This window comes from Ruegeria sp. HKCCD7255, assembly GCF_013031565.1.
GTDB lineage: Bacteria > Pseudomonadota > Alphaproteobacteria > Rhodobacterales > Rhodobacteraceae > Ruegeria.
The window spans coordinates 439,197-464,472 of the sequence record NZ_WQAG01000002.1; the positions used below are offsets into that span (position 1 = coordinate 439,197).

The 25,276-nt window shown below is 58.1% G+C and carries 31 protein-coding genes and 1 tRNA gene; 15 read left to right on the forward strand and 17 right to left on the reverse strand.

Features of this window, described 5'->3' with window-relative positions; genetic code table 11:
- Positions 1-28: 28 nt before the first annotated feature.
- Entirely contained in the window at positions 29-151 is a 123-nt protein-coding gene (locus GOX45_RS22205; RefSeq protein WP_256367812.1) for a hypothetical protein, read from the forward strand.
- 184 nt (positions 152-335) lie between these two features.
- Here the strand turns inward: GOX45_RS22205 and GOX45_RS05875 are convergent, their stop codons facing one another.
- Together GOX45_RS05875 and GOX45_RS05880 are read right to left on the reverse strand one after the other, a co-directional pair.
- A complete protein-coding gene (locus tag GOX45_RS05875) occupies positions 336-974 on the reverse strand; it encodes a MarC family protein (RefSeq protein ID WP_171098912.1) in 639 nt (212 codons plus the stop codon).
- A gap of 57 nt (positions 975-1,031) precedes the next feature.
- Positions 1,032-1,484 (reverse strand): iron-sulfur cluster assembly scaffold protein, encoded by a 453-nt coding sequence (locus tag GOX45_RS05880; protein ID WP_171098914.1) that lies wholly within the window; start codon positions 1,482-1,484, stop codon positions 1,032-1,034.
- Positions 1,485-1,532: 48 nt separating this feature from the next.
- Here GOX45_RS05880 and hisI point away from each other — a divergent pair, with 48 nt between their 5' ends.
- Positions 1,533-1,922, forward strand: a complete 390-nt coding sequence (gene hisI, locus GOX45_RS05885; RefSeq protein WP_171098916.1) for a phosphoribosyl-AMP cyclohydrolase — start codon at positions 1,533-1,535, stop codon at positions 1,920-1,922.
- A 52-nt stretch (positions 1,923-1,974) separates the two neighbouring features.
- Here hisI and gluQRS read toward each other — a convergent pair whose 3' ends face one another.
- The 4 genes from gluQRS to GOX45_RS05905 form a co-directional block, all read right to left on the reverse strand.
- Positions 1,975-2,820, reverse strand: coding sequence for a tRNA glutamyl-Q(34) synthetase GluQRS (gluQRS, locus tag GOX45_RS05890; RefSeq protein WP_171098918.1), 846 nt, complete (start codon positions 2,818-2,820; stop codon positions 1,975-1,977).
- Positions 2,817-3,431 carry a class I SAM-dependent methyltransferase gene (locus GOX45_RS05895; protein ID WP_171098920.1) on the reverse strand — a complete coding sequence of 205 codons (615 nt, stop codon included), beginning with the start codon at positions 3,429-3,431 and terminating at the stop codon, positions 2,817-2,819. Before GOX45_RS05895 ends, gluQRS begins: the two co-directional genes overlap by 4 nt.
- A gap of 37 nt (positions 3,432-3,468) precedes the next feature.
- Positions 3,469-4,809 (reverse strand): methylenetetrahydrofolate--tRNA-(uracil(54)-C(5))-methyltransferase (FADH(2)-oxidizing) TrmFO, encoded by a 1,341-nt coding sequence (trmFO, locus tag GOX45_RS05900; protein WP_171098922.1) that lies wholly within the window; start codon positions 4,807-4,809, stop codon positions 3,469-3,471.
- Positions 4,810-5,061: 252 nt separating this feature from the next.
- Positions 5,062-5,847: an enoyl-CoA hydratase gene (locus GOX45_RS05905; protein WP_171098924.1), complete on the reverse strand. Its 786-nt coding sequence runs from the start codon at positions 5,845-5,847 to the stop codon at positions 5,062-5,064.
- Positions 5,848-5,904: 57 nt separating this feature from the next.
- Here GOX45_RS05905 and GOX45_RS05910 point away from each other — a divergent pair, with 57 nt between their 5' ends.
- Entirely contained in the window at positions 5,905-6,348 is a 444-nt protein-coding gene (locus GOX45_RS05910) for a PaaI family thioesterase (protein WP_171098926.1), read from the forward strand.
- 60 nt (positions 6,349-6,408) lie between these two features.
- Here GOX45_RS05910 and GOX45_RS05915 read toward each other — a convergent pair whose 3' ends face one another.
- Positions 6,409-6,636 (reverse strand): DUF1127 domain-containing protein, encoded by a 228-nt coding sequence (locus GOX45_RS05915; protein ID WP_171098928.1) that lies wholly within the window; start codon positions 6,634-6,636, stop codon positions 6,409-6,411.
- Positions 6,637-6,736: 100 nt separating this feature from the next.
- On the opposite strand from GOX45_RS05915, the gene GOX45_RS05920 reads away from it, so the two are divergent.
- Entirely contained in the window at positions 6,737-8,140 is a 1,404-nt protein-coding gene (locus GOX45_RS05920; RefSeq protein WP_171098930.1) for a PLP-dependent aminotransferase family protein, read from the forward strand.
- Positions 8,141-8,142: 2 nt separating this feature from the next.
- Here GOX45_RS05920 and GOX45_RS05925 read toward each other — a convergent pair whose 3' ends face one another.
- Positions 8,143-8,508 (reverse strand): nuclear transport factor 2 family protein, encoded by a 366-nt coding sequence (locus GOX45_RS05925; RefSeq protein ID WP_171098932.1) that lies wholly within the window; start codon positions 8,506-8,508, stop codon positions 8,143-8,145.
- 239 nt (positions 8,509-8,747) lie between these two features.
- On the opposite strand from GOX45_RS05925, the gene rplM reads away from it, so the two are divergent.
- Both rplM and rpsI read left to right on the forward strand, forming a co-directional pair.
- Entirely contained in the window at positions 8,748-9,206 is a 459-nt protein-coding gene (rplM, locus tag GOX45_RS05930; RefSeq protein ID WP_171098934.1) for a 50S ribosomal protein L13, read from the forward strand.
- A gap of 6 nt (positions 9,207-9,212) precedes the next feature.
- Complete coding sequence (rpsI, locus tag GOX45_RS05935; RefSeq protein WP_171098936.1) at positions 9,213-9,698, forward strand: 30S ribosomal protein S9; 486 nt, start codon at positions 9,213-9,215, stop codon at positions 9,696-9,698.
- 70 nt (positions 9,699-9,768) lie between these two features.
- Here the strand turns inward: rpsI and GOX45_RS05940 are convergent, their stop codons facing one another.
- The 9 genes from GOX45_RS05940 to GOX45_RS05980 all read right to left on the reverse strand — a co-directional run bounded on the left by GOX45_RS05940 (position 9,769) and on the right by GOX45_RS05980 (position 18,447).
- The gene (locus GOX45_RS05940) at positions 9,769-10,920 is read right to left on the reverse strand and encodes an ABC transporter substrate-binding protein (protein ID WP_171098938.1); all 1,152 of its coding nucleotides are present in this window, start codon (positions 10,918-10,920) and stop codon (positions 9,769-9,771) included.
- A gap of 29 nt (positions 10,921-10,949) precedes the next feature.
- Entirely contained in the window at positions 10,950-12,833 is a 1,884-nt protein-coding gene (locus tag GOX45_RS05945) for a long-chain fatty acid--CoA ligase (RefSeq protein ID WP_171098940.1), read from the reverse strand.
- A 5-nt stretch (positions 12,834-12,838) separates the two neighbouring features.
- Complete coding sequence (locus GOX45_RS05950) at positions 12,839-13,612, reverse strand: ABC transporter ATP-binding protein (RefSeq protein ID WP_171098942.1); 774 nt, start codon at positions 13,610-13,612, stop codon at positions 12,839-12,841.
- Positions 13,609-14,373: an ABC transporter ATP-binding protein gene (locus tag GOX45_RS05955; RefSeq protein WP_171098944.1), complete on the reverse strand. Its 765-nt coding sequence runs from the start codon at positions 14,371-14,373 to the stop codon at positions 13,609-13,611. The genes GOX45_RS05950 and GOX45_RS05955 overlap by 4 nt, the downstream gene beginning before the upstream one ends.
- Positions 14,370-15,467: a branched-chain amino acid ABC transporter permease gene (locus tag GOX45_RS05960; RefSeq protein WP_171098946.1), complete on the reverse strand. Its 1,098-nt coding sequence runs from the start codon at positions 15,465-15,467 to the stop codon at positions 14,370-14,372. The genes GOX45_RS05955 and GOX45_RS05960 overlap by 4 nt, the downstream gene beginning before the upstream one ends.
- Before the next feature lie 4 nt (positions 15,468-15,471).
- Complete coding sequence (locus GOX45_RS05965) at positions 15,472-16,347, reverse strand: branched-chain amino acid ABC transporter permease (protein ID WP_171098948.1); 876 nt, start codon at positions 16,345-16,347, stop codon at positions 15,472-15,474.
- Between the two features lie 42 nt (positions 16,348-16,389).
- Positions 16,390-17,418, reverse strand: a complete 1,029-nt coding sequence (locus GOX45_RS05970; RefSeq protein WP_171098950.1) for a zinc-binding dehydrogenase — start codon at positions 17,416-17,418, stop codon at positions 16,390-16,392.
- A gap of 167 nt (positions 17,419-17,585) precedes the next feature.
- Positions 17,586-18,143, reverse strand: a complete 558-nt coding sequence (locus tag GOX45_RS05975; protein ID WP_171098952.1) for a hypothetical protein — start codon at positions 18,141-18,143, stop codon at positions 17,586-17,588.
- 214 nt (positions 18,144-18,357) lie between these two features.
- Positions 18,358-18,447 (reverse strand) — tRNA-Ser (locus GOX45_RS05980).
- Between the two features lie 123 nt (positions 18,448-18,570).
- Between GOX45_RS05980 and GOX45_RS05985 the strand changes: the two genes are divergently transcribed.
- From GOX45_RS05985 to proB, 9 genes are all read left to right on the forward strand, one after another.
- Positions 18,571-19,413: a DUF2059 domain-containing protein gene (locus GOX45_RS05985; RefSeq protein WP_171098954.1), complete on the forward strand. Its 843-nt coding sequence runs from the start codon at positions 18,571-18,573 to the stop codon at positions 19,411-19,413.
- A complete protein-coding gene (locus GOX45_RS05990; protein WP_171098956.1) occupies positions 19,413-20,216 on the forward strand; it encodes a DUF2059 domain-containing protein in 804 nt (267 codons plus the stop codon). Before GOX45_RS05985 ends, GOX45_RS05990 begins: the two co-directional genes overlap by 1 nt.
- A 209-nt stretch (positions 20,217-20,425) precedes the next feature.
- Positions 20,426-21,067 (forward strand): 50S ribosomal protein L21, encoded by a 642-nt coding sequence (locus GOX45_RS05995; protein WP_171098957.1) that lies wholly within the window; start codon positions 20,426-20,428, stop codon positions 21,065-21,067.
- Positions 21,068-21,078: 11 nt separating this feature from the next.
- Entirely contained in the window at positions 21,079-21,348 is a 270-nt protein-coding gene (gene rpmA, locus GOX45_RS06000) for a 50S ribosomal protein L27 (protein WP_171098959.1), read from the forward strand.
- An 84-nt stretch (positions 21,349-21,432) separates the two neighbouring features.
- Complete coding sequence (locus GOX45_RS06005) at positions 21,433-21,936, forward strand: GNAT family N-acetyltransferase (RefSeq protein ID WP_171098961.1); 504 nt, start codon at positions 21,433-21,435, stop codon at positions 21,934-21,936.
- Positions 21,933-22,541 carry a LysE family translocator gene (locus tag GOX45_RS06010; RefSeq protein WP_171098963.1) on the forward strand — a complete coding sequence of 203 codons (609 nt, stop codon included), beginning with the start codon at positions 21,933-21,935 and terminating at the stop codon, positions 22,539-22,541. Before GOX45_RS06005 ends, GOX45_RS06010 begins: the two co-directional genes overlap by 4 nt.
- Positions 22,538-23,074: a GNAT family N-acetyltransferase gene (locus tag GOX45_RS06015; protein ID WP_171098964.1), complete on the forward strand. Its 537-nt coding sequence runs from the start codon at positions 22,538-22,540 to the stop codon at positions 23,072-23,074. Before GOX45_RS06010 ends, GOX45_RS06015 begins: the two co-directional genes overlap by 4 nt.
- A gap of 37 nt (positions 23,075-23,111) precedes the next feature.
- Positions 23,112-24,146 (forward strand): GTPase ObgE, encoded by a 1,035-nt coding sequence (gene obgE, locus GOX45_RS06020; protein WP_171098967.1) that lies wholly within the window; start codon positions 23,112-23,114, stop codon positions 24,144-24,146.
- A complete protein-coding gene (proB, locus tag GOX45_RS06025; RefSeq protein WP_171098969.1) occupies positions 24,134-25,240 on the forward strand; it encodes a glutamate 5-kinase in 1,107 nt (368 codons plus the stop codon). Before obgE ends, proB begins: the two co-directional genes overlap by 13 nt.
- Positions 25,241-25,276: the final 36 nt, after the last annotated feature.

A 25,276-nucleotide genomic window follows, 5' to 3' on the forward strand; every position in this document is an offset into this window, starting at 1 on the left:
ACCTTAAGACACGACGAGAGGTGACCCGATGCTGACCCAGATCAAATCCGCATTCAGCCGTTCTCAGGCAACGTTTATTCAAGACGCTGCGGGTGCTGTGTCATTGGTCGTGATCCTGATGGTTGCCCTGCATATGCCCACAGGGTTCTAGAGTTTTCTGCCTGCGATCTCGTGCCGGCCTACCGCGCTTGTCATCCCCATCTCAGTCAAGGGTGACCTGCCTGTCCCAATTCCCTTGAAGGGGCCAGCCTCGGCCCCGCGCGGAGTTCCGGGTCCCACGCGAGAGACGCAATACCTGCCGCCGCCCTTTCCGCCCGGAAGGTGCGGCGGTTTTTTCATAGCTGACCGGTTTTGAAAATCTCCAGCAGCGCCGACAGGACCGAGTTCACCGCAACCGAAGCCAGAATCATCCCCATCACCCGGCTGATGATCGCGGCGCCGGAATAGCCGATGAAGCGGATAATCGGCTCGGCCAAAAGCATCAGAACAAAGGCGATCAGCACGACAACCAGCATGACAAGCGCGGTTATGCCCTGATCCACCACGCTGTAACGGTTGTTGTCGGTCAGCACGACGATGGCCAGCATAGCCCCGGGTGAAGCCAGCGAGGGCACAGCCAATGGGAAGATGGCAGGGTTGGGTTTCTGCGGCGCTTGGTCCAACTCTTCTTCGGCTTCGCGTTGTTCCCTGTGCTGTTTGCTTTCGCCAAAAATCATGGTCAGCGCAAAGAGAAACAGAATGATGCCACCGGCCACTTGAAAGGAGTTCAGACCGATATCCAGGGCTTCGATGACCAGTTGGCCGCACAGCAGAAAGAACAGCAAGATCCCGGCGCTGACCAGGGCCGCCAACAAAGCCACGCGCCTGCGCGCCGCAGCCTCGATCCCCGCCGTCACGGCGATAAACACCGGGATGGTCCCAATGGGGTCGATGACAACCCAGAGCGTGACGAATTGTTCAAGAAGATACTTCAAGTCTTTCTCCGCTATGCGAGACAGACCCTAGACCGATCTCATTTCAAAAACCACGGCTTACGCGCAATGCGCCTGTTCAGCCTGTTCCATCGCCTCGGCGGCGGCTTCCAATGTCAGCATGATCGACGCGTGGCGATTCTTGTAATCGCGTGCGGGCATCAGAACATCCAAGCCGTCAAAGGGTGCATCCGGGGCGGGACCGTCGCTCTTGAGCATGGCCTTCAGCTGATCCCGCGCGGTTTCGACCTGTGACCGGGTCGCCCCAAGAATGGCGCTGCCAACGACCGAAGCCGCAGCCTGGCCCAATGCGCAGGCTTTGACGTCCTGACCGAACTCGGCCACCCGCCCGTCCTGAACCGAGACATCCACGGTCACTGTAGACCCGCACAAAGGCGCGCGTTTCTTGACGGTCGCGTCGGGGGCTTCAAGCCGGTCAAGATGGGGAATATCGGCTGCCAGGGCCAGAATACGACCGGAATACAGCTTGATAAGATCGGTATCGCCGGACATGGCTTTCCCTCGTTGTCTGTTCCTCATACATAGTGACCCAACCCTGGGATGCAAAAGGTTTTTCTCATGTCAGACTCGATCACGTTTGATCCAAACACTCTCAAGTTCAACGCTGACGGGTTGATTCCTGCGATTGCGCAGGATGAAGAAACCGGTGAGGTTTTGATGATGGCCTGGATGAATGCGCAGGCAGTGTCGCGGACGCTGGAGACCGGGCGCGTGACCTATTGGTCGCGGTCGCGGCAGGCGTTTTGGATCAAGGGCGAATCCTCGGGCCATGTGCAGGAGCTGGTGGATTTTCGTGTGGATTGCGACCGGGATTGCCTGTTGGTCGTGGTGCGTCAGACCGGTCCGGCCTGCCACACCAATCGCCGGTCGTGCTTTTATACTGCAGTGCGCGACGGGCAGGAGGTTGAGCTGATGGCTCCGATGCACTGAAGGACGCGTGCGCCGTGCCTTCGGCGAGCCTATCTTTGAAATGATGGCCGGGTCAGAGACCCACCATCTCGCGAATATCCAAAGGGCTAGCGCCTTCGGCCCTGTATTTCATCAGCGACCGCGCGTCGTCTCGTTTGGCCAGGCGCTTACCTGCGTCGTCCCGGATCAATCGGTGGTGGCGATAGATCGGGATAGGCAAGCCCAGTAGGGTTTGCAGCAATACGTGGATCTGCGTGGCCTCAAACAAGTCTTCCCCGCGTACCACATGGGTGATCATCTGCGCGGCGTCGTCGACCACTACAGACAGGTGGTAAGAGCTGCCCATGTTGCGGCGCACCAGAATGATGTCGCCGACAGATGAGATCAGCGCATCAGGGTCCAGCTTATGCGCTCCGTGATAGGTCTCGCCCGTTTCCGTGAAACCCGTCATATCCGCCCGTTGGATGGCTTTGGCCACATCCAGCCGCAACACGTCATCTGGTTGCGCAGACGACATCGCCCGGTGACGGCAGGTGCCTGGATAGATGCGCCCATCGGGGCCAAATTGCGGAACGCCTTCCTGCGGCGCACCCGCGGCGGCTTCGATATCTGCGCGATTGCAACTGCAGGGGTAGACCACCCCCATCTGGATCAACTGATCCAATGCCGCGCGATACTGCGGCAACCGGCCTGATTGGCGCATCACTGGTGCAGGCCAGCGCAGGCCAAGCCAGCTCAGGTCGTCATATATCTGATCCTCCCACTGCGCCCGCGCGCGGGACTGGTCAATATCCTCGATCCGCAGCAGAAACTGGCCACCCTGTGCTGCGGCCATGTCAGAGGCCAACAACGCCGAATAGGCATGGCCCAGATGCAGCGGACCGGTGGGGGATGGCGCAAAACGGGTGGTGAAGGTCACGCTTTTTCAAGAAGGATGACGTCGGAATTCAGGTTCTGGCGGGGCAGGTGCGGCCCGCTTTCGCGAAACAAGATTCGCGCCGCACCGGTGTCGACCCAATCTGTCAGCCGCGAGGTAAAGGCCGGATCATCCAGCGTATGATCGTTGAAGGAAAAGGCCAGAATGCCGGATTTGGGCAGGGCTTTCATCAACAGATCAAAGGTTTCTGGCGGCGCGGCTCCCGTTCCGATCACCCCTATGGCGGCGATGACGGAATAGGCGCCGTTTTGCAGCGGTGCCGGGTCGTCGATGTCAAACCCTTTTAGGTTGCGATAAACGCCCTTGGCCTGCGCGCCCTCTAACATCTTTGGTGTCGGGTCCATGCCATCGAGCGCACGGAAACCTGTCTCGTGCAGCGCCAAACCCGACAGGCCCGTGCCACAGCCATAGTCCAGAATCGGGGTCTGTGGCTCTGGCAAATGCGCCCATAACGCAGCAGCAACTCGGCGCGGCGTCGCATAGCCGTTTTCGGCCACCTCATCGTCATAAGAGGCCGCCCAGTCCTGATAAAGATCTTGCGTTTCCTGAGAGGAATTCAGGTTATAGGCGTCGTCGAGGAACTTCTTGCTCATGCCCACATGTTAGGCGCAGCCTGCCTGCCACGTCCAGTCAACATTGGCTCAGCCAGTTGGTCCATTCCTGTTTTGCGCGATCGGTATAGGCCTTATAGCGATCCTTGCGTCCGCGCCGCCCGCCTTTGAGGCCATCAACCAGGCGGAACAGACCGAAATTTACGTTCATCGGCTGAAAGGTCTTGGCATCTGCGCCGCCAGTGATGTGGTGGATCAAGGCACCCATGGCGCTGTCTTGGGGCACATCAGGCAGGGAGTTCCCCAGAATTTCAGCCGCCGCCAACCGGCCGGCCAGCAGCCCCATGGCAGCACTTTCGACATAGCCTTCGACACCGGTGATCTGACCTGCGAACCGGATGTTAGGCTTGGATTTCAGACGCATCTGCGCATCGAGGAGTGTTGGCGAGTTCAGAAACGTGTTGCGATGGATACCGCCCAGGCGAGCAAAGCTGGCGTTTTCCAGACCCGGAATTGTTCGGAATACATCTGTTTGCGCTCCGTATTTCATCTTGGTCTGAAAGCCCACGATGTTGAACAGTGTGCCCAAGGCGTTGTCGCGGCGCAGTTGGACCACGGCGTAAGGTTTGACATCCGGCTGATGTGGATTGGTCAGCCCCACCGGCTTCATTGGACCATGGCGCAAGGTTTCGCGACCACGTTCGGCCATCACTTCGATGGGCAGGCACCCGTCGAAATACCCTGCAGTTTCGCCTTCGTGGAACTCGGTCTTGTCAGCTGCAAGCAGCGCATCGATGAACGCCTCATACTGATCACGATCCATCGGGCAGTTCAGATAGGCGGTGCGTTCTTCCTCAGTCTCACCTTTGTCATAGCGAGACTGCATCCAGGCCTGGCTCATGTCGATGCTTTCGGCATAGACGATCGGAGCGATTGCATCGAAAAAGGCCAGCGCCTCGGCCCCGGTTTCCGCCTGAATGGCCGCGCCCAGATCTGGTGAGGTCAGGGGGCCGGTTGCAAAAATCCAATGCCCATCATCGGGCAGGGTGGTGACTTCTTCCCCGGTCACGGTCACTTTGGGATGTGCGTGCAGTTTGGCGGTGACGGATTCCGCAAAAGGATCACGATCCACAGCCAGCGCGCCACCAGCAGGCAGGCGATGCGCGTCGGCAGTGGTCATGATCAACCCGTTGGCTGCGCGCATTTCCCAATGCAGCAGACCAACAGCGTTCTGCTCATCATCGTCGGACCGGAAGGAATTCGAGCATACCAACTCGGCCAGATTGCCAGTTTGGTGCGCAAAGGTGCCAACTTTGGGCCGCATTTCGTGGATGACAACATCCACACCCATTTCTGCCGCTTGCCAGGCCGCTTCGGATCCGGCCATGCCGCCGCCAACGATATGCAATTTCTGTGTCATGCGCTGCCACATAGGGCACGACGCAAACATGCGCAACGCGTGTCTTTCAGGTGCTGGAAAACTTGGGAGATTTTGGGGTCGCCGCTGCGGGAATGTCTGCGCCGGTGAGAGAAACCAGCTGGAGGGACCTTCCGCCCACGGCGACCCAAAAGCATATTTGGGCCTCAGCCCTGACTAACCTGTGCCACAGTGTTGCCCTTTTGGGAAGGGAAAAATTGCGAACAGTCGTTAAAATTATCAGAGACCATTGCCTTATTGCCGCCAATTGGGCGGTCGCTTCTCAATAAAGGCAGAAATTCCTTCTTCGGTGTCGCGATGCATCATATTCTGTGCCATTACCTCGGCGGTATGGGAATAGGCCTGATCCACAGGCATATGAATCTGCTCATAAAATGCCCGCTTTCCGATCTTCACAGCCGCGCCAAGCTTGCCTTCCAGTTGTTTGGCCAGTGCTTCGGTTTCGTGCTCAAGTAGCAATTCTGGCACAACGCGGTTGATCAAACCCAGCTCAGCTGCGCGTTCTGCAGATATGAACTCACCGGTCGTCAACATCTCAAATGCTTGTTTTCTAGGGATATTTCGGCTGAGCGCCACCATCGGTGTCGAGCAAAAGAGACCGATGTTCACCCCGTTGACGCCAAACCGCGTGCCTTCGGCGGCCACAGCCAGATCACAGGTGGCCACCAATTGACATCCTGCGGCCGTCGCAATGCCATGAACGCGCGCAATTACCGGCTGGGGCAGAGACTGGATCGACAGCATCATGCGAGCGCAGCGGTCGAACAGATCCTGAAAATAGGCTTTACCGCCATCTTCGGCCTGACGACCTTGTGTCATTTGCTTCAAATCATGCCCGGCACAAAAGGCTTTGCCCGCACCGGACAAGATGACCACCCGAATCGATTTGTCATTCTGTAGCGCATCAAATTGGTCTTGGAGTGCCGCCAGCATCTCATCACTGAGTGCATTCAAACGCTCGGGCGCATTCAAGGTCAGGTGGGCAATGGCCCCCGTGTCGCTACGTTCCAGAATTGCCATCTTGCCCTCCCCATGACAGTTGGCCAACTCTAGGGCGGCAGGGCACGGAGGGGAAGTATGTCATTGGCGCTGAACAAAGAAGAATTGACGGAATATCTGGCGCAGGTCTTTCCGCAGGTGCATCAGGATTTTGTGGTCGAGGCGCTGAGCGAGGATCAGATTACCATGCGGCTTGTCGTGGAAGAGCGGCATCTGCGTCCGGGCGGCACCGTGTCGGGCCCGTCGATGTTTGGGTTGGCGGATGTCTGCGTCTATTCGATGGTTCTGGCGCGCAAAGGGCGGCAATCTTTGGCGGTGACTACCAACAGCTCTCTTGATTTTTTGCGCAAACCGGACGGCGCAAAGGACATGATTGCCCACTGCAAGTTGCTGAAACTTGGGCGCAGCCTTGCCGTTGGGGACGTGCTGATATTTTCCGAAGGATCGGACAAGCCCGTGGCCCGCGCCAGCATGACCTATTCCATCCCGCCCGAAGGCTCGGCCGCAGCGGCATTTGGATGAAAAAGGGCCGGGGGCAAGCCCCGGCCAGGAAGAGGTCCCGAAAACGGGACTGGGGATGGGTCAGTTCAGCCAGAAATACCGGCGAGATTGTTCATAGGCCTGGCGCGGCGTCAGGCCGACATCGCGCAGCAACCGATCATCCAGCTTGCCCAGATTGACACGGCTGCGGCGGCGCTGCTCCCATTTCGTGACCGTCGCTGCAAACTGCACGGCCAGAGCTGCGATCAGCGGCAGCCGGGGGCTGTCGGTCAGCAACATGAGGGCGGGTGTGTGCGTTGCGCGTGTCATGGGAGGTATCCTTTCCAAATTGTATTGACACAAAGTAAATTGCCTTGATACAAGTATCTGATACATTCAGGATTGTGTCGAAATCAAAGGAAGAATTGTAATGGATACAATTTGGCCGTCTGAACTGCCGAAAACAAAAGGACCAAAATATGCTTTGGTCGCCGATGCAATTCGAAAAGCAATTGAAAACAAAACTCTGGAGATCGGCGTTAAGCTACCTCCCGTGCGTGAATTGGCCTATCGCCTGCATATCACTCCGGGCACGGTCGCGCGGGCCTATACAATTCTGACCGATGAAGGGCTTTTATCCGCCGAAGTTGGAAGGGGTACATTTGTTGCCCCGCCAAAGTCTCCGATCCTGGATGATGTGTGGTCTCGGCAGTTGCATCAGCGAGACGACAAGTACAATGCCAATGTCAGCCTGTTCAGCCCCCGCCTGCCAGATGCAGGGCAGGTGGCGCTGATCCGCGAATGTCTGCAAAAGGTTTCGCATGCCGACCCGGGCTTGTTCCTGAATTATCCGACGCGTGATGCCTATCAGCCCATGCGGCAATCGGTGGTGGACTGGCTGTCGGACTTGCCGCTGGGTCCGCTGACCCATGATGATATCGTTCTGACCCATGGCGGACAGAACGGTTTGTGCCTGGTGTTTCAGACCATCTTGCGAGGGCCACGGCCCGTCGTTCTGGTCGAAGATCTGTCTTATGCCGGCTTCCGCCGTGCGGGAGAGCTGATGCGGGCCGAGGTTATTGGGGTCAAGATGGACAAATGGGGCATTGATCCGAAAGCGCTGGAACACGTCTTGCGCCAGACCAGTGCGCAGGCGGTCTGCGTGTCGCCCGAGGTTCAGAACCCAACCGGCGTGCATACACCGCTTGAACGCCGAAAAGAGGTGGTTGAAGTGGCCCGACGCCACGATCTGCAAATTGTCGAAGACGATTGTTACCGCATGGGCGAAGCGCGCGAGCCCAGCTATCGCGCTTTGGCGCCCGAGCGGGGGTGGCACGTGTCGTCGATTTCGAAAATCCTGACCCCGGCGTTGCGTGTCGGCTTTGCGATTGCACCCCGCGACCGCAGCGTCGATCTGCGACGGTCGGCGGAATATGGCTATTTCGGATTGGCGCAGCCGCTGGCCGAGTTGACACGCTTGCTGCTGTCAGACCCGCGCACCCCACGCATAGCCATGGATGTGCGCAAGAAGATGGGTGACTATGTGCGGATCACGGTAAACGCTTTAGGCGGTTTTGACCTCAACTGGGCCCCGGATGTGCCCTTTGTCTGGCTGAACCTGCCAGCGGGTTGGCGCGCAGCAGCCTTCAGTCGCGCTGCCGAGCGCGAAGGGATACAGTTGCGGTCGGCAGACGAGTTTGCTCTGCGCGATGGCCGTGCGCCAAACGCCGTCCGTATCGCCATGAACGGGCATATATCGCTGGAACGGTTTGAAGAGGCGATGCTGAAATTGCGGGTTTTGCTGGACAACCCGCCCGAGCAAATCAGCGTTTAATATCAAGCCGTCGGCGCGGGATCGCCGAAGAAACCCGCAAGATGCTGGATCTTGCCACCTGCGCCGAGCCGAACAAAGTCGTGACCGGCGACCATTTCCTGACCCTCTGCGTTGATCATGTGCCATCTGAAATGGACGACATCATGGTGAACGCTGGGTTTGGTGGTGATCTCGACCCGCCCGCCGGAGGACTTCAGAACTTCACCTATATGCACTGAAAGAGCCTCGCGGCCTTTAACGTCCGCCGTCGGATCCACGTATCGACCATCCTCTTCAAAGCACCGCTCCAACAGACGCATTCTGTTGTCAGCGTCCAACTCCTGCCAGGCGGCACCGTAGTCCAAGATGGTTTGATCCAAATCCTGCACCAGAACACTCCTTTCCTGATAACACAGTCCCACTATACGTTCTGCGATAGGGCACAGGTCAAAAATGACCCTTGTTGTTGGGGTAAAATAATACCTATTTTTTATCACTTTGTTTTATAACATTTTTTCCGGAAATGCTGTTGTTGACGCGGTAAGTGACACGGTCTAAACACCGCTCATCGAATTCGGACCGGTCTGCGATCAGGCCGGTCTTTCACATCAAACAGGACTATCCTGCCATGAAAACCTTTTCTGCAACACCTGCAGACATCGACAAGAAATGGATCCTGATCGACGCCGAGGGCGTTGTTCTGGGCCGTCTTGCCTCGATCGTCGCCATGCGCCTGCGTGGCAAGCACAAAGCGTCGTTCACCCCGAACATGGACATGGGCGACAATGTCATCGTGATCAACGCTGACAAAATCCAGATGACCGGCAAGAAGCGCGACGAAAACTTCTATTGGCACACAGGCCATCCGGGCGGCATCAAATCGCGCACCAAACAAGAGATCCTTGAAGGTGCGCATCCCGAGCGTGTCGTGACTCAAGCGGTCAAGCGCATGCTTCCGGGCAACCGTCTGGCGCGCAAGCAGATGACCAACCTGCGCGTTTATGCCGGTGCCGAGCATCCTCACGAGGCGCAAGCGCCCGAAGTTCTGGATGTTGCATCCATGAACAAGAAAAACACCCGGAGCTAATGACCGATGGCTGATCAGATCAATACTCTCGAAGAGCTGAGCGCCGTCGCAGGCGTTGAAACCGTGGCTGAAGAAGTCATTGCACGTGAGCCCGTGCGTGACGAACTTGGCCGCTCCTACGCCACCGGCAAGCGTAAAGACGCTGTTGCCCGTGTCTGGATCAAACCGGGTTCCGGCAAGGTCACCGTGAACGGCAAAGACCAGGACGTGTATTTCGCACGCCCCGTTCTGCAGCTGATCCTGCGCCAGCCGTTCCAGGTTGCCGGCGTGGAAGGTGAGTTCGACGTTGTCGCAACCGTCAAAGGCGGTGGCCTGACCGGTCAGGCCGGTGCGGTCAAGCACGGCATCTCGAAAGCGCTGCAGCTTTATGATCCCAACCTTCGTGGTGCACTGAAAGCCGCAGGCTTCCTGACCCGCGACAGCCGCGTTGTGGAACGTAAGAAATACGGTAAGCGCAAAGCGCGTCGTTCGTTCCAGTTCTCGAAGCGTTAATCGCGTCGAACTGCAAAAACTCAAAGGGCTCGCGTTTGCGAGCCCTTTTTTGTTGCGTCATGTCCGGTGGTTATTCTTCGTAGACCAGTTTCCACGCGCCGTTTTCGACGACATTCACAAAGACCGTGTCAGCTCCCTGGTGATCGTCAGGGCCATAGGTGATGTGGTTTCCGACCAGATCGTCCATGTAATCCAGCGACTCCATCGCTTCGATAAAACTGTCATGGGTCAGGTCCGGCCCGGCGGCTTCCAGCGCTTTGACCATCATCTCGGCGGCGGAATAGCCCAGCATTGCAAAGCCTACCGGATCTTCGCCGGTCGCTTCTTTGTATTCAGCGATGAACGCGGCGGGGGCGGGTTCTTCGGCGCGGGCCCAAAGGTCAAGCCATGAGGCCGCGGCATAGAACCCATCCGTCACGCCGCCCGGGACCTGTGCCACGACGGTCAGGAAACTGGCCGAGGTGCCCAGGAATTTCATGTCCTCAAGCCCCATCTTCTTGGCCGTGCCCACAACGGTGATCGCCTGACGCACCCCCAAGGCCATGGTGACGATGTCACAGCCTTCTTCCTTGAGCTTGCTGAGCGAGCCGACAAAATCGGTCTCATCCGGTTTATGGGTGGTCTCGGCCCCAAATGTGATGCCAGCCTCTTCGGCGCCCGATTTGCTGCCGTCCAGAATCTCTTCGCCGAAATCGGTGGGCAGATACATGGTGCAAACGGTTTGCGAGCCGAACTCTCCGGCCAGGTATTTCACACCGATCCGCGCCTGATCGTAATAGGTGGAGAACGAGGTGAACTTGTTGCGCATCGGCTCTTGCAGCATCTGACGCGCGGCGGTCAGGGGGGCCACGTTGGGAATGCCTTTGGGATCCAGCAGGTTAAAGCCCGCCACATTCATCGGCGTGCCCAGAGATTGCAGCATCGCAAACACCTTGTCGCGGTTCAGCAGCTTGTTATAGCCCTGCATCGCGCGCGGCATCTGATACCCGTTGTCTTCAACCACATAGCGGATCTGGCGTCCGTGCACGCCGCCCGCGGCGTTGACCCGGTCAAACACAACATTGGCACCTTTGGTGGCTGGCACGCCGACGGCGGCGAAAATTCCGCTGAGGTCATTGACCGAGCCGATAACGATTTCATCGTCGGTGACGCCTTGCGTCTGCGCCCAGCCCGCCGTTGTCATAGCTCCTGCAATGGCCAATCCTGAAATGATGTTTTTCATGTTTCTCCTCCCGTTGGGCAAAGCCCTGATTAATCGTACATGGTTTCGATCAATTCTGCGTTGTTCTTTTCCACCAAGCTCCGCTTGAGCTTCATTGTGGCGGTCAGTTCGTCGTCATCGGCGGTGAGCAATACGTCGATCAGGCGGAAATCCTTGATCTGTTCGACCCGCGCGAAATGCTTGTTAACTTGGGCAACTTCGGACGCGATCAGGTCACGTACCTCGTCGGCTGCACAGAGTGAGGCAAAGTTTGAGAAGGGGATCTTTTGCTCCTGCGCAAATTTCTCGACGTTTTCCTGATCGATCATGATCAGCGCCGTCAGGTATTTGCGGCGATCCCCGATCACAATGGCATCCGAGACATAGGGGCTGAATTTCATCCGGCTTTCGATTTCAGCCGGGGTGACGTTCTTACCGCCTGCGGTGATGATGATATCTTTGAGACGCCCGGTGATGGTGACAAATCCGTCTTCGTCCACATGGCCCATATCACCGGTACGCAACCAACCATCTGCGGTGAATGTCTCGGCTGTCTTGGCGTTGTTGCGCCAATAGCCCTGAAATATGTTCAGGCCTTTGATCTGAATCTCGCCATCTTCCGCAATGCGCAACTGATTGCCCGGGACAGGTCGGCCGATCGTACCCAGCTTGTTGTCGGTCAGCGTGTTGAGCGTGGCGACACCTGATGTTTCGGTCATGCCGAACCCTTCGACAATCGGCACACCGATGGCCCAAAACCATCGCAGCAAATCCGGTGAGATCGGTGCTGCCCCTGATCCACCACGCCGGAGTTTGTCCATGCCCAGCATACGCCGCAAATTGCGCAGAACCAGACGATCCCAAAGCCAGAACCGTGCTGCGACACCGGCAGGAACCGACTGGCCGGACATAATGTAGTCGGCCCGCGCGAGGCCTGCTTTCACAGCCAATCCAAAGGCCCCGCGCCCCGCGGGCGTCGCCTCTTTGGCCATGAACTGGACCTGTGAATAGATCTTCTCCCATACGCGGGGCACGGCTGTGAAGGTGGCGGGCGAAACCTCTTGCAGGTTGGCAAATACCGTTTCCGGGCTTTCGGCAAAGTTCACAGTGCTTTTGGACGCCAGAGGCAAGTAGATCGACACAACGCGTTCCAGGATGTGGCACAGCGGCAGAAAGCACAGCTGTTCATCGCTTGCTTGACTGGGCAGGGAATGCGCGCCCGCCTCAATGCTTGCCATGATGTTTTCGTTGCTGACCATCGCGCCTTTGGGCATGCCCGTCGTACCCGAGGTATAGACCAGGATCGCGGTATCCTGCGGCGTCGTGCTGGCGATTTCATCCTCGAACGCCTGCGGTGAGTCTTGATCGGCCTGTTGCCCCAAAGCATAGAGATCATCGATCATCATGCAGCGCGGATGGTTCAGATCGTGCAGCCCTTCGTCTTCCAGGATCACTACGCGCAACAGGTCGGGCAGGGCGTCTTCCACAGCCAGGAACTTATCCAGCTGTTCCTCGTCTTCAACAATCAGGAACCGGCTATCGCTGTCTTTGACGATGTATTCCAGCTGGCTGGCCGAATCCGTCGTATAGATGCCCGATGCGATCCCGCCGACGCCTTGGATCCCCATATCCAGCCAGGCCCATTCCTTACGGTCCTCAGACAGGATTGAGACGACCTCACCCCGTTTCAATCCAAGCTTGCGCAGGGCCAGACCGATCCATTTGGCGTGGGTCCAGTAATCGCCCCAGGAATAGGGTTTCCAGATGCCATAGTCTTTTTCGCGATGGGCGGTCCGATCGGTCAGATCGGCGCAGCGTTTCTGGAACAACTGACCAATCGTGGTGCAGCCATCCACGCAAACCGGGCGCTGACCGGGGGTGGCGTTGTAGGACACGCCATCGATCAGCTGTTGCGCAGGCAAGCTGTCATGCATCCCGGTCACCTCCACGTCTTTTTCCGCTTCCAGCGCCGGTTCTCGCGACTGCCTTCTTCCTGCACACCCAGATAGAAGTTCTGAATGTCCTCTGATGCCCGCAGCTCCTCTGCCGCGCCGTCCATGACGATGCGACCGACTTCCATCACATAGCCATGATGGGCCAGCTCAAGCGCTGCATTAGCGTTCTGTTCGACCAGCATCATGGTCATGTTCTGCTCGGCGTTCAGGCGTTTCAGGATGTCGAAAATCTCTTGCACCAAAAGGGGCGACAGGCCCAAAGATGGCTCGTCGAGTAGCATGATACGCGGGTTGCCCATCAAACCACGACCAATCGCCAGCATCTGTTGCTGCCCGCCGGACAGGGTTCCGGCCTCTTGGGTGCGGCGCTCTTTCAGGACAGGGAAATAGCTGAACACCAGCTCTCGGTCCCGCTCGACCTGCGCCTTGTCCGTCAGGGTATAGGCCCCGAGGCTGAGGTTTTCGTCGACAGTCATCAACGCAAAGACTTCACGGCCCTCGGGGACATGCACGATGCCACGCTGCACCACCTTATGCGGCTCGGATCCCTGTATCTGCGTGCCGTCAAAAGTAATCGTGCCCTTTTCTGGGTCCATCACGCCCGAGACGGTTTTCATCAGCGTCGTCTTGCCTGCGCCATTGGCGCCCAGGATCGATACGATCTGACCGGGATGCACATCCAGAGACACGCCACGAATGGCCATGATCGGGCCGTAGAAGCTTTCGATATTGCGGATTTTCAGGATTGGCTCGCTCATGAGGCCTTCCCCAGATAGGCCTCGACCACTGCCGGGTGTGACTGCACTTCGGATGGCGTGCCCAACGCCAGCATCGCCCCATCTGCCATGGCCAGAACACGGTCGGACACGCCAGACACCAGGCCCATGTCGTGCTCGACCATCAAAACGGTGATCCCCATTTGCCGCCTGATGTCGTCGATCCACCACCGCATATCGGTGGTTTCCTCGACCGACAGCCCCGAGGCGGGTTCGTCCAACAACAGCAGCTTGGGGTCGGTGGCCAATGCCCGCGCCACCTCGACCACCTTGCGCACGCCGTAAGGCAAGCCCGAGATCATCTTGTCGCGAAACGCCTGAAGATCCAGAAAATCTATGGTCTCTTCAACCTTTTCACGGTTCTCCAACTCCTGCTTGCGGGCTGCGCGTGTGAAAAGGATGTTCTGCACCAGGTTGGTATTGCGATGCCGGTGGCGTCCGACCAGAAGGTTTTGCAATACGGTCGCGTGCTCAAAGAGTTCGATGTTTTGAAAGGTGCGCGCAACGCCGAACGCCGCCACATCCGAGGGTTTGACCGCCAAAAGATCGTGCCCGTCAAAACAGATCTGGCCCGCAAACGGGTCGTAGAACCGCGAGATCAGGTTGAAGACCGTCGACTTCCCGGCCCCGTTGGGCCCGACAATGGAAAAAACCTCGCCTTCGTCGACTGAAAAGGACAGATCATCCACCGCAGTCAGCCCGCCGAATTTGAGCGTTACGTTTTCAAATTCCAACAGGCTCATCTCAGACGCTCCGTCTTGAGATAGGATTTCTGCCGTTTGAACATGTCCTTGCGGTAGAAGGGGAACAGCTCGAACCAGGTGCGGATTTTCAACCAGCGGCCATACATGCCCATCGGTTCAAACAGGATGAAGGCAATCAGGATCATGCCGAAAATCCCAAACTCCAAGCCGGGGATCGCAACCGTACTGCCCCCGAATACCGCACCGACGTATTCCTTTGAGATCGACAGGAATTGCGGCAGAAACCCAATCACGATGGCCCCCAGAAACGCGCCGTGGATTGATCCCAGCCCTCCGATCACTATCATCAGCAGCAGCTGGATCGAGATGAGGACGTTGAAGGTCTCATTGTTGAACGCCCCGGCATACATGCCCATCAAGGCCCCAGCCCATCCCGTGACGGCGCAAGACAACGCGAAAGAGATGGTCTTGGTGCGTGAGATATCGACCCCCATCGCTTGTGCAGACACCTCGGAATCGCGCACGGCGATGAAGCTGCGCCCCAGCGGTGTGCGCAGCAGGTTGATATAGCCCAGCGTCACCAATACCGCGACCGCCAGAACCAGCCAGAAGAACAAGTCTGGCGTGCCCCAGCGATCGACCGTCAGGCCCAGAATATCGACACCGCCCAGGTATTTGCCTGCAACACCTCCGGTGATCGGTTCGGCCAGAACGATGATGTCATCCATCAACACGGAAAGGGCCAGCGTGAAAATGGCTAGATAGATGCCGTGCAGGCGCAGGGCAGGGATGGCGACTGTTACTCCGGCAATTCCGGTCAGTAGACCGGCAACAGGGAAGGCGATCAGAAAGGGCACACCGGCTTCGATCAAAGCGACATTGGCGTAGCATCCAACCGCCAAAAAGGCCGCATGGCCCAGGCTGGCCTGACCCGTATGACCGGTCAGGATCATCAGGCCAAGACCGGCAATGGCCCAGATCAAAACATTGGTCAACTCGCCCAGATAGAAGTCATCCAGCCACCACGGGGCCGCGATCACGGCTGCCAGCAGGATCAGATAGAGGCTGAGTTGATAACCATCCTTCCAGGGGCGGATGTCTTGCATGTAGTCGGTTTTGAACACGATCCGCATGGGGTTAGACCTTCTTGATCCGAACCTGACTGAACAGGCCATGCGGGCGGAAGATCAACACGGCCAGCAGCAGGGCATAAGGTGCAATCTGGCTGTATCCGGCAGCGATATATCGGCTGGCAAAGGGCTCGATCACACCCACGATCAGCCCGCCGGCCAAGGCACCCGGCAGGCTGCCAAATCCGCCGATGACCGCCGCTGCAAAGGCCTTGATCCCCAACAGGCCTGTGGTCGGATCAACCGAGCCTTTGGCAGCAAAGAGGATCCCGGCGATCCCGGCGACCACTCCGGCCAGAGCCCAGATCAGACCCTGAACGCGCTTGACCGGAATACCCATGTAGTATGCCGCCAACTGGTTTTGCGAGGCACCCTGCATGGCAAGGCCCAGCTTGGTCTTGTTGAAAAAGACGTAAAGGCTCCAGGTCAGCAACACGGTGACAACAATCACCGCCACGTCCTCGAGCCCCAGCACCAGACCGCCAAACCGAATATCCTTGCCCGCCAGAGGGTTCTGCAAACTGTGCGGCTCGTGCCCCCAGATCAGACCCGCGACAAAGCGGATCACAAAACCCATGGCAATGGTCAGGATCACCACGGCTGTCTGACTTTCCCCAAACAAGCGGCGAATGATCAGGCGGTCAACCAGATATCCGAACAGCGCCATGATCCCCAACGAAATCGGCAGCGCCAACCAGAAAGGCAGACCCATATATTCGGTATTGGTCAGCCCGATGGTGACGAAAGCACCCAGCATCATGAAATCGCCCTGCGCGAAATTCACCGCTTCGGTCGCTTTGTAAATCAGCACAAACCCAAGAGCGATCAGCCCATAGACACAGCCATTGGCCAGCCCGCTGATCAGCAGCTGCGCATTGTCCAAATTTTTCCTCCCATTTGCCGGATTGCCCGGCCCTCGGGACTACTATGGCGTGATTATCACCTTGCCGTCACTCTTTTTCAGTGCAGAGACCAGATTTGACACAAGGTCACGCAGTCCAAGACGTTCCGAGATATCGGTTTTCCAGCGCCCATCGGCAAACCGCGCCTGAACTTCGCCCACCACACGCATCTGATCTGCGGGTGGCGTGGACATCATCCATTTGGTGAGCCAGAACCCCTCGATCTGCTTGCCCTGAAAGATCAACTGACCCATCTGGGTTAATTGCGGCATCTCGGTGCTGAGCTTGCCATAGCAAACCCAGCGTGCACCGTTGGGCATGGCGCAGAAGATCTGTTCGGACAGCTGATCTGCCACCGCATCCAGGAACACGCGGGGCTTTAGCGTGGCGCTGAGGGCTGCGAATTTCTGCGCCACGTCATCTACTGTCGTGACCAGCACTTTGGCGGCACCGAGGTCGCGCAGAGTGTCTGCGGCTTCGGCCCGACGTACCAATGCGATGGGTTTCAAACCCAGATCGCGCCCAAGACTGCACATCAGCTTGCCAAGCTGACTGGTCGCGGCGGAAACAACAAAAGCGTCGCCCGCATTGCGCGCAATATCGACCATCGCCATTGCGGTCAGCGGATTGACGATCTGCGCCGCGCCGTCTTCGTCGCTGATCTCGGGGCGCAGTGGGATGCACATCATCGCCTGTGTCACCACATATTCCGCCCAGGCGCCCGAGCCTGCCGCCACAAAGGCCACGCGCTGTCCGATCAGCCCTTCGGCGCCGTCTCCGGCTGCGACCACATCACCGCAGCCTTCAAACCCGGCAGGCATGCCTTTGACGCGGGGCTGCCCGTATTCGCCCTTGATGAAATGAATGTCTGACGGGTTGACCGAGGCCGCCCGCATCCGGATCAGAACCTGACCCGCCGCAGGCTCGGGCAGGGGAACCTCTGCCTCTGCCAACCAATCGGAGGCATCCTCAATCACTGGCCCGGTGGCCGAAGCGGAATATCCGTCATGGGTTTGAACAACAGCAAACATCGAAGCGGGCAGGGTGGTCATAGGGTGATCCTTCGTTTCTGACGTGACCGCACTCTCCGATGCACATCATATCGGACGGTTACGTTGGACAGGTTGAGAAGGAGTCAAACAAACGCGCTGCAGAGCGTCAACCGGTCAAGCGCGTGACCTGAAGGCAAGGACCGGCCGCACCGGCCGGCCCAAGTGATTTATTGCGGTTGCGTCAAAAGCTGCTGCAACTCCTGCATCTTTGTGACCAAGGTCTCGGGTGAGGCTTTGATCTCATCCAAAATCACAATCGCCTGGGTCTTGATCTCTTGCGCCAATGCGCTGTCCCGCACCGACGCGACCATGCTGTCATAGTCGAACTGTCCCGTTGTCAGCGTACCGTCTTCGATCCACGAATTGAACAGATCCTGACCCTGTTGCGACAGCGCTGCAATTTGGTCGCCTGCCTCGGTTGCGGCGTCTTCGACCTGCGTCGCAACAGATGACGCGCCTTCGCTGATCTGATCTGCTGCTGCATTTGCAGTATCGGTCACAGCGTCTTGCGCCGCCTCTGCGGTCTCGGTGGCCTGATCAACGGCACTGTCCAGCGCGTCGCTTACCGCCTGGCGCGCAGCTTCGGTCGTTTCACCAGCAGCTTCACCTGCGTCCTGCGCTGCGGATTGAATCTCTTCCGCCGGTGTTGGTTCGGGTTGGTTCAGGTAGTAATACGCGCCTGCGCCGATGGCAGCTATGGCGACAATCAAAAGTATGCGTGACATGGAAATGCTCCTTAGGGGTGAGTTGCGAGGGTTCCATCGCCCCAAAAGTAGCGAGTCGAAAGGGGAAAACCGATGCGCCGCACCCCTATGTCCGAATTGGGCCAGTGTCTGCTGATCACCCGGCAGCACAGCGGCAAAAACACGCCATGTCGCTCGCGGCATATTGAAACTGTCGTGCCATTGAAACAATCGCAGCGCACTCGCGCTGATCAAATGGCGGAGAGACAGGGATTCGAACCCTGGGTGGGCTTGCACCCACAACGGTTTTCGAGACCGCCCCGTTCGACCACTCCGGCACCTCTCCGCGGGGGTCTGTGAGGGGGGGATTTAGTGAGGAACGGGCAGGGGCGCAAGCAGAAAATTCCCCAAATTTCCCTTTGTGGGTTTTTCCATTGCCAGCCAGCCGAATAGGCCTAAGCTTGCCAGTATGACAAACCTTGCTCGCCACCTGCTTTCGCCCTTTATGCTCACCTGCGCCATAGTTTTTGCTCTGACCGTTCCAGTGTCAGCCGCAAATCGGGACAGGATCGAGGCCTTTCTGACCACCACCGGCTTTGACGTTGCTTTGGAAAGCATCGCGCTGGCCTCTGCCTCGGCGCCCGAGATGCTTGGCATTGATCCCGACGGGTTCGGATCGGATTGGGCCCGCCTGACCGAAGAAGTGTTCGACACGCAAGAGATGCATGAAACTGCCGTATCGATCCTAGAGCAAACCCTGAGCGACGAGGCCCTGAACCACGCGGTCGAGTTCTATGCCTCGGATCTGGGACAGCGGCTGGTCGTGGCTGAAAACGCCTCGCACATGCAAGAAGATGATGCAGCCACTCAGACGGAAGGGCAGAAGATCGTGGCCGATCTGATTCAACAAGGCTCGGACCGGGTGGAAAGCCTGAAACGGATGAACCGCGCGGTGGATGCCAGCGGGACGTCTCTTCGGGCGTTGCAGGAAATTCAAGTGCGGTTTTTGATGGCCGCAAGCGCCTCGGGCGTGATCGAGCTGCAACTAAGCGGCGATGAGCTGCGCGAGATGATGCGACAGAACGAGGGCGAAATGCGCCGGTCGCTGCAACTGTCGGCCCTGGCCGGTGCCGCCTATACCTATCAGGATTTCTCTGACGCCGATGTTGATGCCTATGTCGACGCATTGGAACAGCCGCTGATGCAAGAGGTCTATGAACTTCTGAACGCCATCCAGTACGAAATCATGGCGATGCGGTTCGAAGTTCTGGCCACACGGATGGCCGAACTGCGCCCGGCACAAGATATCTGATGCGGCTTGTCGCTTTACTGATCGCTGCGCTGCTTTGCGCCGGGCCGCTGGCCGCCAGTGACAATCTTGAGCGTTTGGCAAAAGCCATGCACTTGGCAGACGTGGCGGAAATTCTCCGGACCGAGGGGCTAGAGCAGGGAAAGGATCTGAACGAAACCCTGCTGAACGGGCGGGCCGGGCAATATTACGAGGAACAGATCGACCTTTTGTTCGATGAAACACGCCTGCATGATCAAATCGCGTCCGCTTTGGATCGAAAAATGACCGATGCGCAGATCGAAAAGGCTGCGATTTTCTTCGAATCCGAACTTGGGCAGTCCATCGTCACCCTCGAAAACGCGGCCCGGCGTGCGTTTTGGGATGAGCAGATCGAAGACTATGCGATTGCCTCTTATCGCGACGCTGACCGCGACAGCCCGTTCTATCGGCTGATCGAAGAGTACATCCGCCTGAACAATCTGATTGAACTGAACGTTCAAGGCTCGATGAGCGCGCATTACAACTTCTATCTCGGTCTGTCCGAGGGTCGCGACTCTTTTGCAAGCAGTGACAGTTTTCTGCTGGGGTTGCTGGACGATGAAGTTTCGAAAGCGGAAACGACAGAATGGCTCTTTTCCTTCCTACTGATGGCCTACCGTCCGCTGAGTGAGGCCGAACTGCGTGAGAACATCGCCTTTTCGCGGACCGAGACGGGGCGCGCTTTGAACAGGGCCTTGTTTGCAGGCTTCGATGACATATTCGACGGCATCTGGTACCAGCTGGGAACGGCCGTTTCGAAAGAGATCAACGCATCCGATCTGTGAGACCCATTTAGGGTTGACTTTACCCTCCAATCTCTGGATAAGCGCGCATCCCGGCCGGTTTTCCGCGCCGGGTAGCGTTATTATTTGACCCACGGCCATTAGGCCAAAGGTCAGTCACACAGCCCGAAAAGGGCGCGCTGTTCGAGGTGGCGAAAGCCGACAACACTCGTAAGGGGACCACAGAACGCGGTTTGGAAAAGGAAAGACGCATGTTTGCGGTCCTCAAGACTGGCGGCAAGCAGTACAAGGTTCAGGCGGGCGATATGCTCCGTGTTGAAAAGCTGGCTGCCGATGCAGGTGAAACAGTTCAATTCAACGATGTTCTGATGCTGGGCGGTGACGCTCCGGTTGTCGGTGCACCTTTCGTTGAAGGCGCAGGCGTTCAGGCCGAAGTGATCGAACAGATCAAAGGTGACAAGGTCATCAAATTCGTCAAACGCCGTCGTAAGCACAGCTCGAAGCGTACCGTTGGCCACCGTCAGAAGCTGACACTGGTCAAGATCACCGACATTCTGTCGTCGGGCGCTGACAAGTCGGGCGTCAAAGCCGCAACCGGTTCGGTCTCGGCCACTGCCGTCGAAGCTGCCGCTCCAAAGAAAGCGGCCCCCAAGAAAGCAACCAAGGCCGAAGCGCCTGCCGCTGCTGAAGCGGGTGCAGACGATCTGAAGAAATTGTCGGGCGTTGGACCCGCGCTTGAGAAAAAGCTTCTCGACGCAGGCGTGACCACATTTGCTCAGATTGCGGCATGGACGGAAGAAGACGTTGCTGCTATGGACGAGAAACTGTCGTTCAAAGGCCGGATCGAGCGTGAAGGCTGGATCGAACAGGCCAAAGAACTGGCTAAAGGCTAAGGAGAGAGAGAATGGCACATAAAAAAGCTGGCGGTTCCTCCCGTAACGGTCGCGACTCAGCGGGTCGTCGCCTTGGCGTGAAACTCTATGGTGGCCAGGCGGCCATCGCGGGCAACATCATCGTACGTCAGCGCGGCACCAAGTTTTGGCCGGGCGAAGGCGTAGGCATGGGCAAAGATCACACCATCTTTGCAACCACCAATGGCGCCGTGAAGTTCCACAAGGGACTGAAAAACCGCACCTTTATTTCGGTCCTGCCAGTGGCGGAGGCCGCAGAGTAAGCCGAAACCCATAAGGTTAGCAAAAAATTCATGGGGGACCGGCAGAACCAGCCGGTCCCCTTTCTCGTTTTCAGGAGCGGTCCTATGACCGAAGTGATCAAAACACAGCGTCTTGTCTTGCGTCGGTTCCGGCGCGAGGACGCATCGCGTTTGGTCGACCTCCTGAATGACCTGGATGTGGTACGTTGGGTGACCAGCATCCCTTTTCCATTCCGCATCGAGGACCCAGAAAACTTCGTCACCAATCTGGCTTCACAAGTTTATGATGCGTTTGCGATTGAAAAAGACGGTGACGTCATCGGCACTGTCTCGGGCGGCGAAGAACTTGGCTATTGGATCGGGCAACGGTATTGGGGCTTCGGCTACGCGACGGAAAGCGCGCGCGCCATCACCGCCCGGCACTTTGCGCAAAGCCGAAACGATCTGACTGCCTCATATCACTTGGGCAACACCCCGTCTTGTGCAGTCCTATCCAAACTCGGGTTCACCGACACCACGCGCAGCCAAGCGGTTGTGCGGTCGACAGGTGAAACCGTCACCCTGCAATGGATGGCGCTCTCGCGCGCAGATTGGGAGGCGGCGCAATGACGGTTGCCACCACCAGTTTCCTGATCTTTGCTGCCAGCCAGGTTGGCACGCCGGGACCCGCCAACATGGTTCTGCTGGGCACCGGTGCGCGTTATGGCTTTCGGGCGACGCTGCCATTTGTAGGCGGGGTCATCCTGGGCAAACAGCTGATCATCTGGCCTGTGGGTTTTGGCCTGCTGCAACTGGCCGAACAGGCACCGATTGTGTTTGCCGTTCTGAAATACGCGTCGGCGGCTTATATCATCTGGCTCGCTTGGAAGATCGCCAATACGCGATTGTCCAGACAAGCCTCAGAAGGTGGTGCGCCGGGCTTTTGGGCCGGGTTGATCGTGCATCCGCTGAATCCCAAGGCCTGGGCGATGATCATTGCCGGATTTACCGGCTTTGTGGCCACAGGAACGCCAAGTTTGCAAGCTACTATCACAATCGCTCTTTGTTTGTTGATTTGCCAGGTCGTGCTTCACCCGATCTGGACATTTGCGGGCGACAGGATCGCCCATGCGGTTGAAGGACGGCCTGCGGAAAAATATCTGATGTGGACCTTGGCTGGTCTCACAGTCGCGTCTGTATTTTTTGTGTTGTTCGGAGGAGGAACGCACTCATGAAACTTGAAGCCATCATAAATCAGCCGGTCATAGAAACCGAGCGGTTCGACCTGCGCCCACTGCGCCGGTCGGATATGGGGCTTATTGAACATTACGCCAGCGACGAGCGTGTCGCGCGGATGACGACAAAGATCCCGCATCCGCTGCCGCCGGGCTCGATCGAAGCAATGGTCACGCGCTCGATGGCCGAGGACCGCGATGAGGACGTCTGGGTCATTGATGACACCAAGGAAGGCGGGCCGGAACTGATCGGTCTGATCTCGCTGCAGCGGCTGGATCGCAATCAGTCCGAGGTCAGCTATTGGGTCGCGCCGCTCTATTGGAACACAGGCGTTGCGTCCAAAGCGGTTGAGGCTCTGGTGATGACCAACCCGCTGGACAATGCCAACATGTTTGCCAGCGTGTTTCAGGATAACCCGGCCTCGGCACGGGTGCTGACCCATTGTGGCTTTGAGTACCTGGGGGACGCCGAAAGCTATTCGGTGGCGCGCGACGCGAATGTGCCCACCTGGACCTATAGTAAAAAACTCTGACTTGTGGCCGGTGGGGCCTTTGCAGTAGGGGACAGTCATGAAATTTCTCGATCTTGCAAAGGTCTACATCCGGTCCGGGGCCGGGGGTAACGGCTGCGTCAGCTTTCGGCGCGAAAAATACATTGAATATGGTGGCCCCGATGGGGGTGATGGCGGCAAGGGCGGTTCGGTCTGGGCCGAGGTTGTGGATGGGCTGAACACCCTGATCGACTTCCGCTATCAACAACATTTCTTCGCCAAGAACGGCCAGCCGGGCCGGGGCCAGCAGCGCACCGGTAAGGATGGCGATGACATCATCCTGCGCGTGCCCGTGGGCACCGAGATTCTCGACGAAGACGAAGAAACCGTGATCTGCGACCTGACGCAGGTGGGCGAACGTTTCCTGCTGGCCAAGGGCGGCAATGGTGGCTTTGGCAACCTGCATTTCAAATCGGCCACCAACCAGGCACCGCGCCGCGCCAATCCGGGGCAGGCGGGGATCGACCGCACGATCTGGCTGCGGCTCAAGCTGATTGCCGATGTGGGGCTGTTGGGGATGCCCAATGCGGGCAAGTCGACCTTTCTGGCGGCCACCTCGAACGCACGGCCCAAGATCGCCGACTACCCGTTTACCACGCTGCACCCCAATCTGGGCGTTGTAGGTGTCGATAATGTGGAATTTGTTGTGGCCGATATCCCCGGTCTGATCGAAGGCGCGCATGAAGGGCGCGGCATTGGCGACCGGTTCCTTGGCCATGTGGAACGCTGCGCGGTGTTGTTGCATCTGGTGGATGGTACGTCTGAGACTGTGGCCGAGGATTACCGGACGATTATTCACGAGCTTGAGGCCTATGGTGGCGCGCTAGCGGAAAAACCCCGCATCACTGTTTTGAACAAGGTCGATGCGCTGGATGAGGAAGAAATGTCTCTGGCCAAGGCCGAGCTGGAAGAGGCGGTCGGCGGCCCTGTCATGACCATGTCCGGCGTGGCGCATCTGGGCGTGACTGAGGTGCTGCGGGCCTTGCGCGCGCAGATCGACGAGAACCGTTTGCGCCAGAAACCCGTCGAGGAGGCCGCGCCTTGGCAACCCTAACGTCGGCGCGCCGGCTTGTTGTCAAGATCGGCTCGGCGCTGCTTGTAGACCGTCATAGCGGCTTGTTGCGATCGGACTGGCTGAAGTCACTGGCAGAAGATGTCGCCTGGCTCAAAGGGCAGGGTACCGATGTCGTTCTTGTCTCGTCTGGATCCATCGCTTTGGGGCGTGAGGTTTTGGGCCTTCCGAGGGCAACCTTACCGCTAGAGCAATCGCAGGCCGCTGCCGCGGTTGGGCAAATCCGTCTGGCCGGCGCCTATGAAGAGGCGCTGACCCCGCATGACATCAAGACAGCGCAGGTTCTGGTGACGCTGGAAGACAGCGCGGATCGCCGCCGCTATCTGAACTCGCGCGCAACGCTAGAGACGTTGCTGAGCCTCGGCGTCGTGCCCATCGTGAACGAGAACGACACCGTTGCCACGGATGAGATCCGTTATGGCGACAATGATCGTCTGGCGGCTCAGATCGCGGTTACGGTTGGCGCGGATCAGTTGATCCTGTTGTCGGATGTAGACGGCTTCTATACCGGCAACCCCGTCGAGGATCCTTCTGCCACACGCTATGACCAGATCGACTCAATCACGCCCGAGATCGAAGCGATGGCGGGCGATGCCGGGTCTGGCCTGTCCAAAGGTGGGATGAAGACCAAACTTTTGGCGGCCAAGATGGCCACGGCGGCAGGCTGCACCATGGCGATCACCGAAGGTTCGCCTCTGAACCCTCTGAAATCACTTGAAAACGGCGCGAATTGCACCTGGTTCACGGCAGCGCTCGACCCGCATGCGGCGCGCAAACGCTGGATTTCAGCGATGAAGCCGCGCGGGGAAATCACGGTAGACGCGGGTGCGGCCAAGGCGCTGGCGAACGGAAAAAGCTTGTTGCCTGCCGGTATTGTCGAGGTGACGGGGGATTTTGAACGCGGAGATCCGGTTGCAATTCTCGACCCGGCAGCGCGACCGCTGGCGCAGGGCCTGACGCGATACACCGCGCAAGAGGCGGATGCCATCAAGGGGCGCAAATCCTCCGAGATCGAAGCCACCCTGGGTTATCCCGGGCGCGCGGTTCTGATCCACCGGGACGATCTGGCGCTTTGACCACCACAGGATTAGACTGAGACAGCCGTTAAGCGA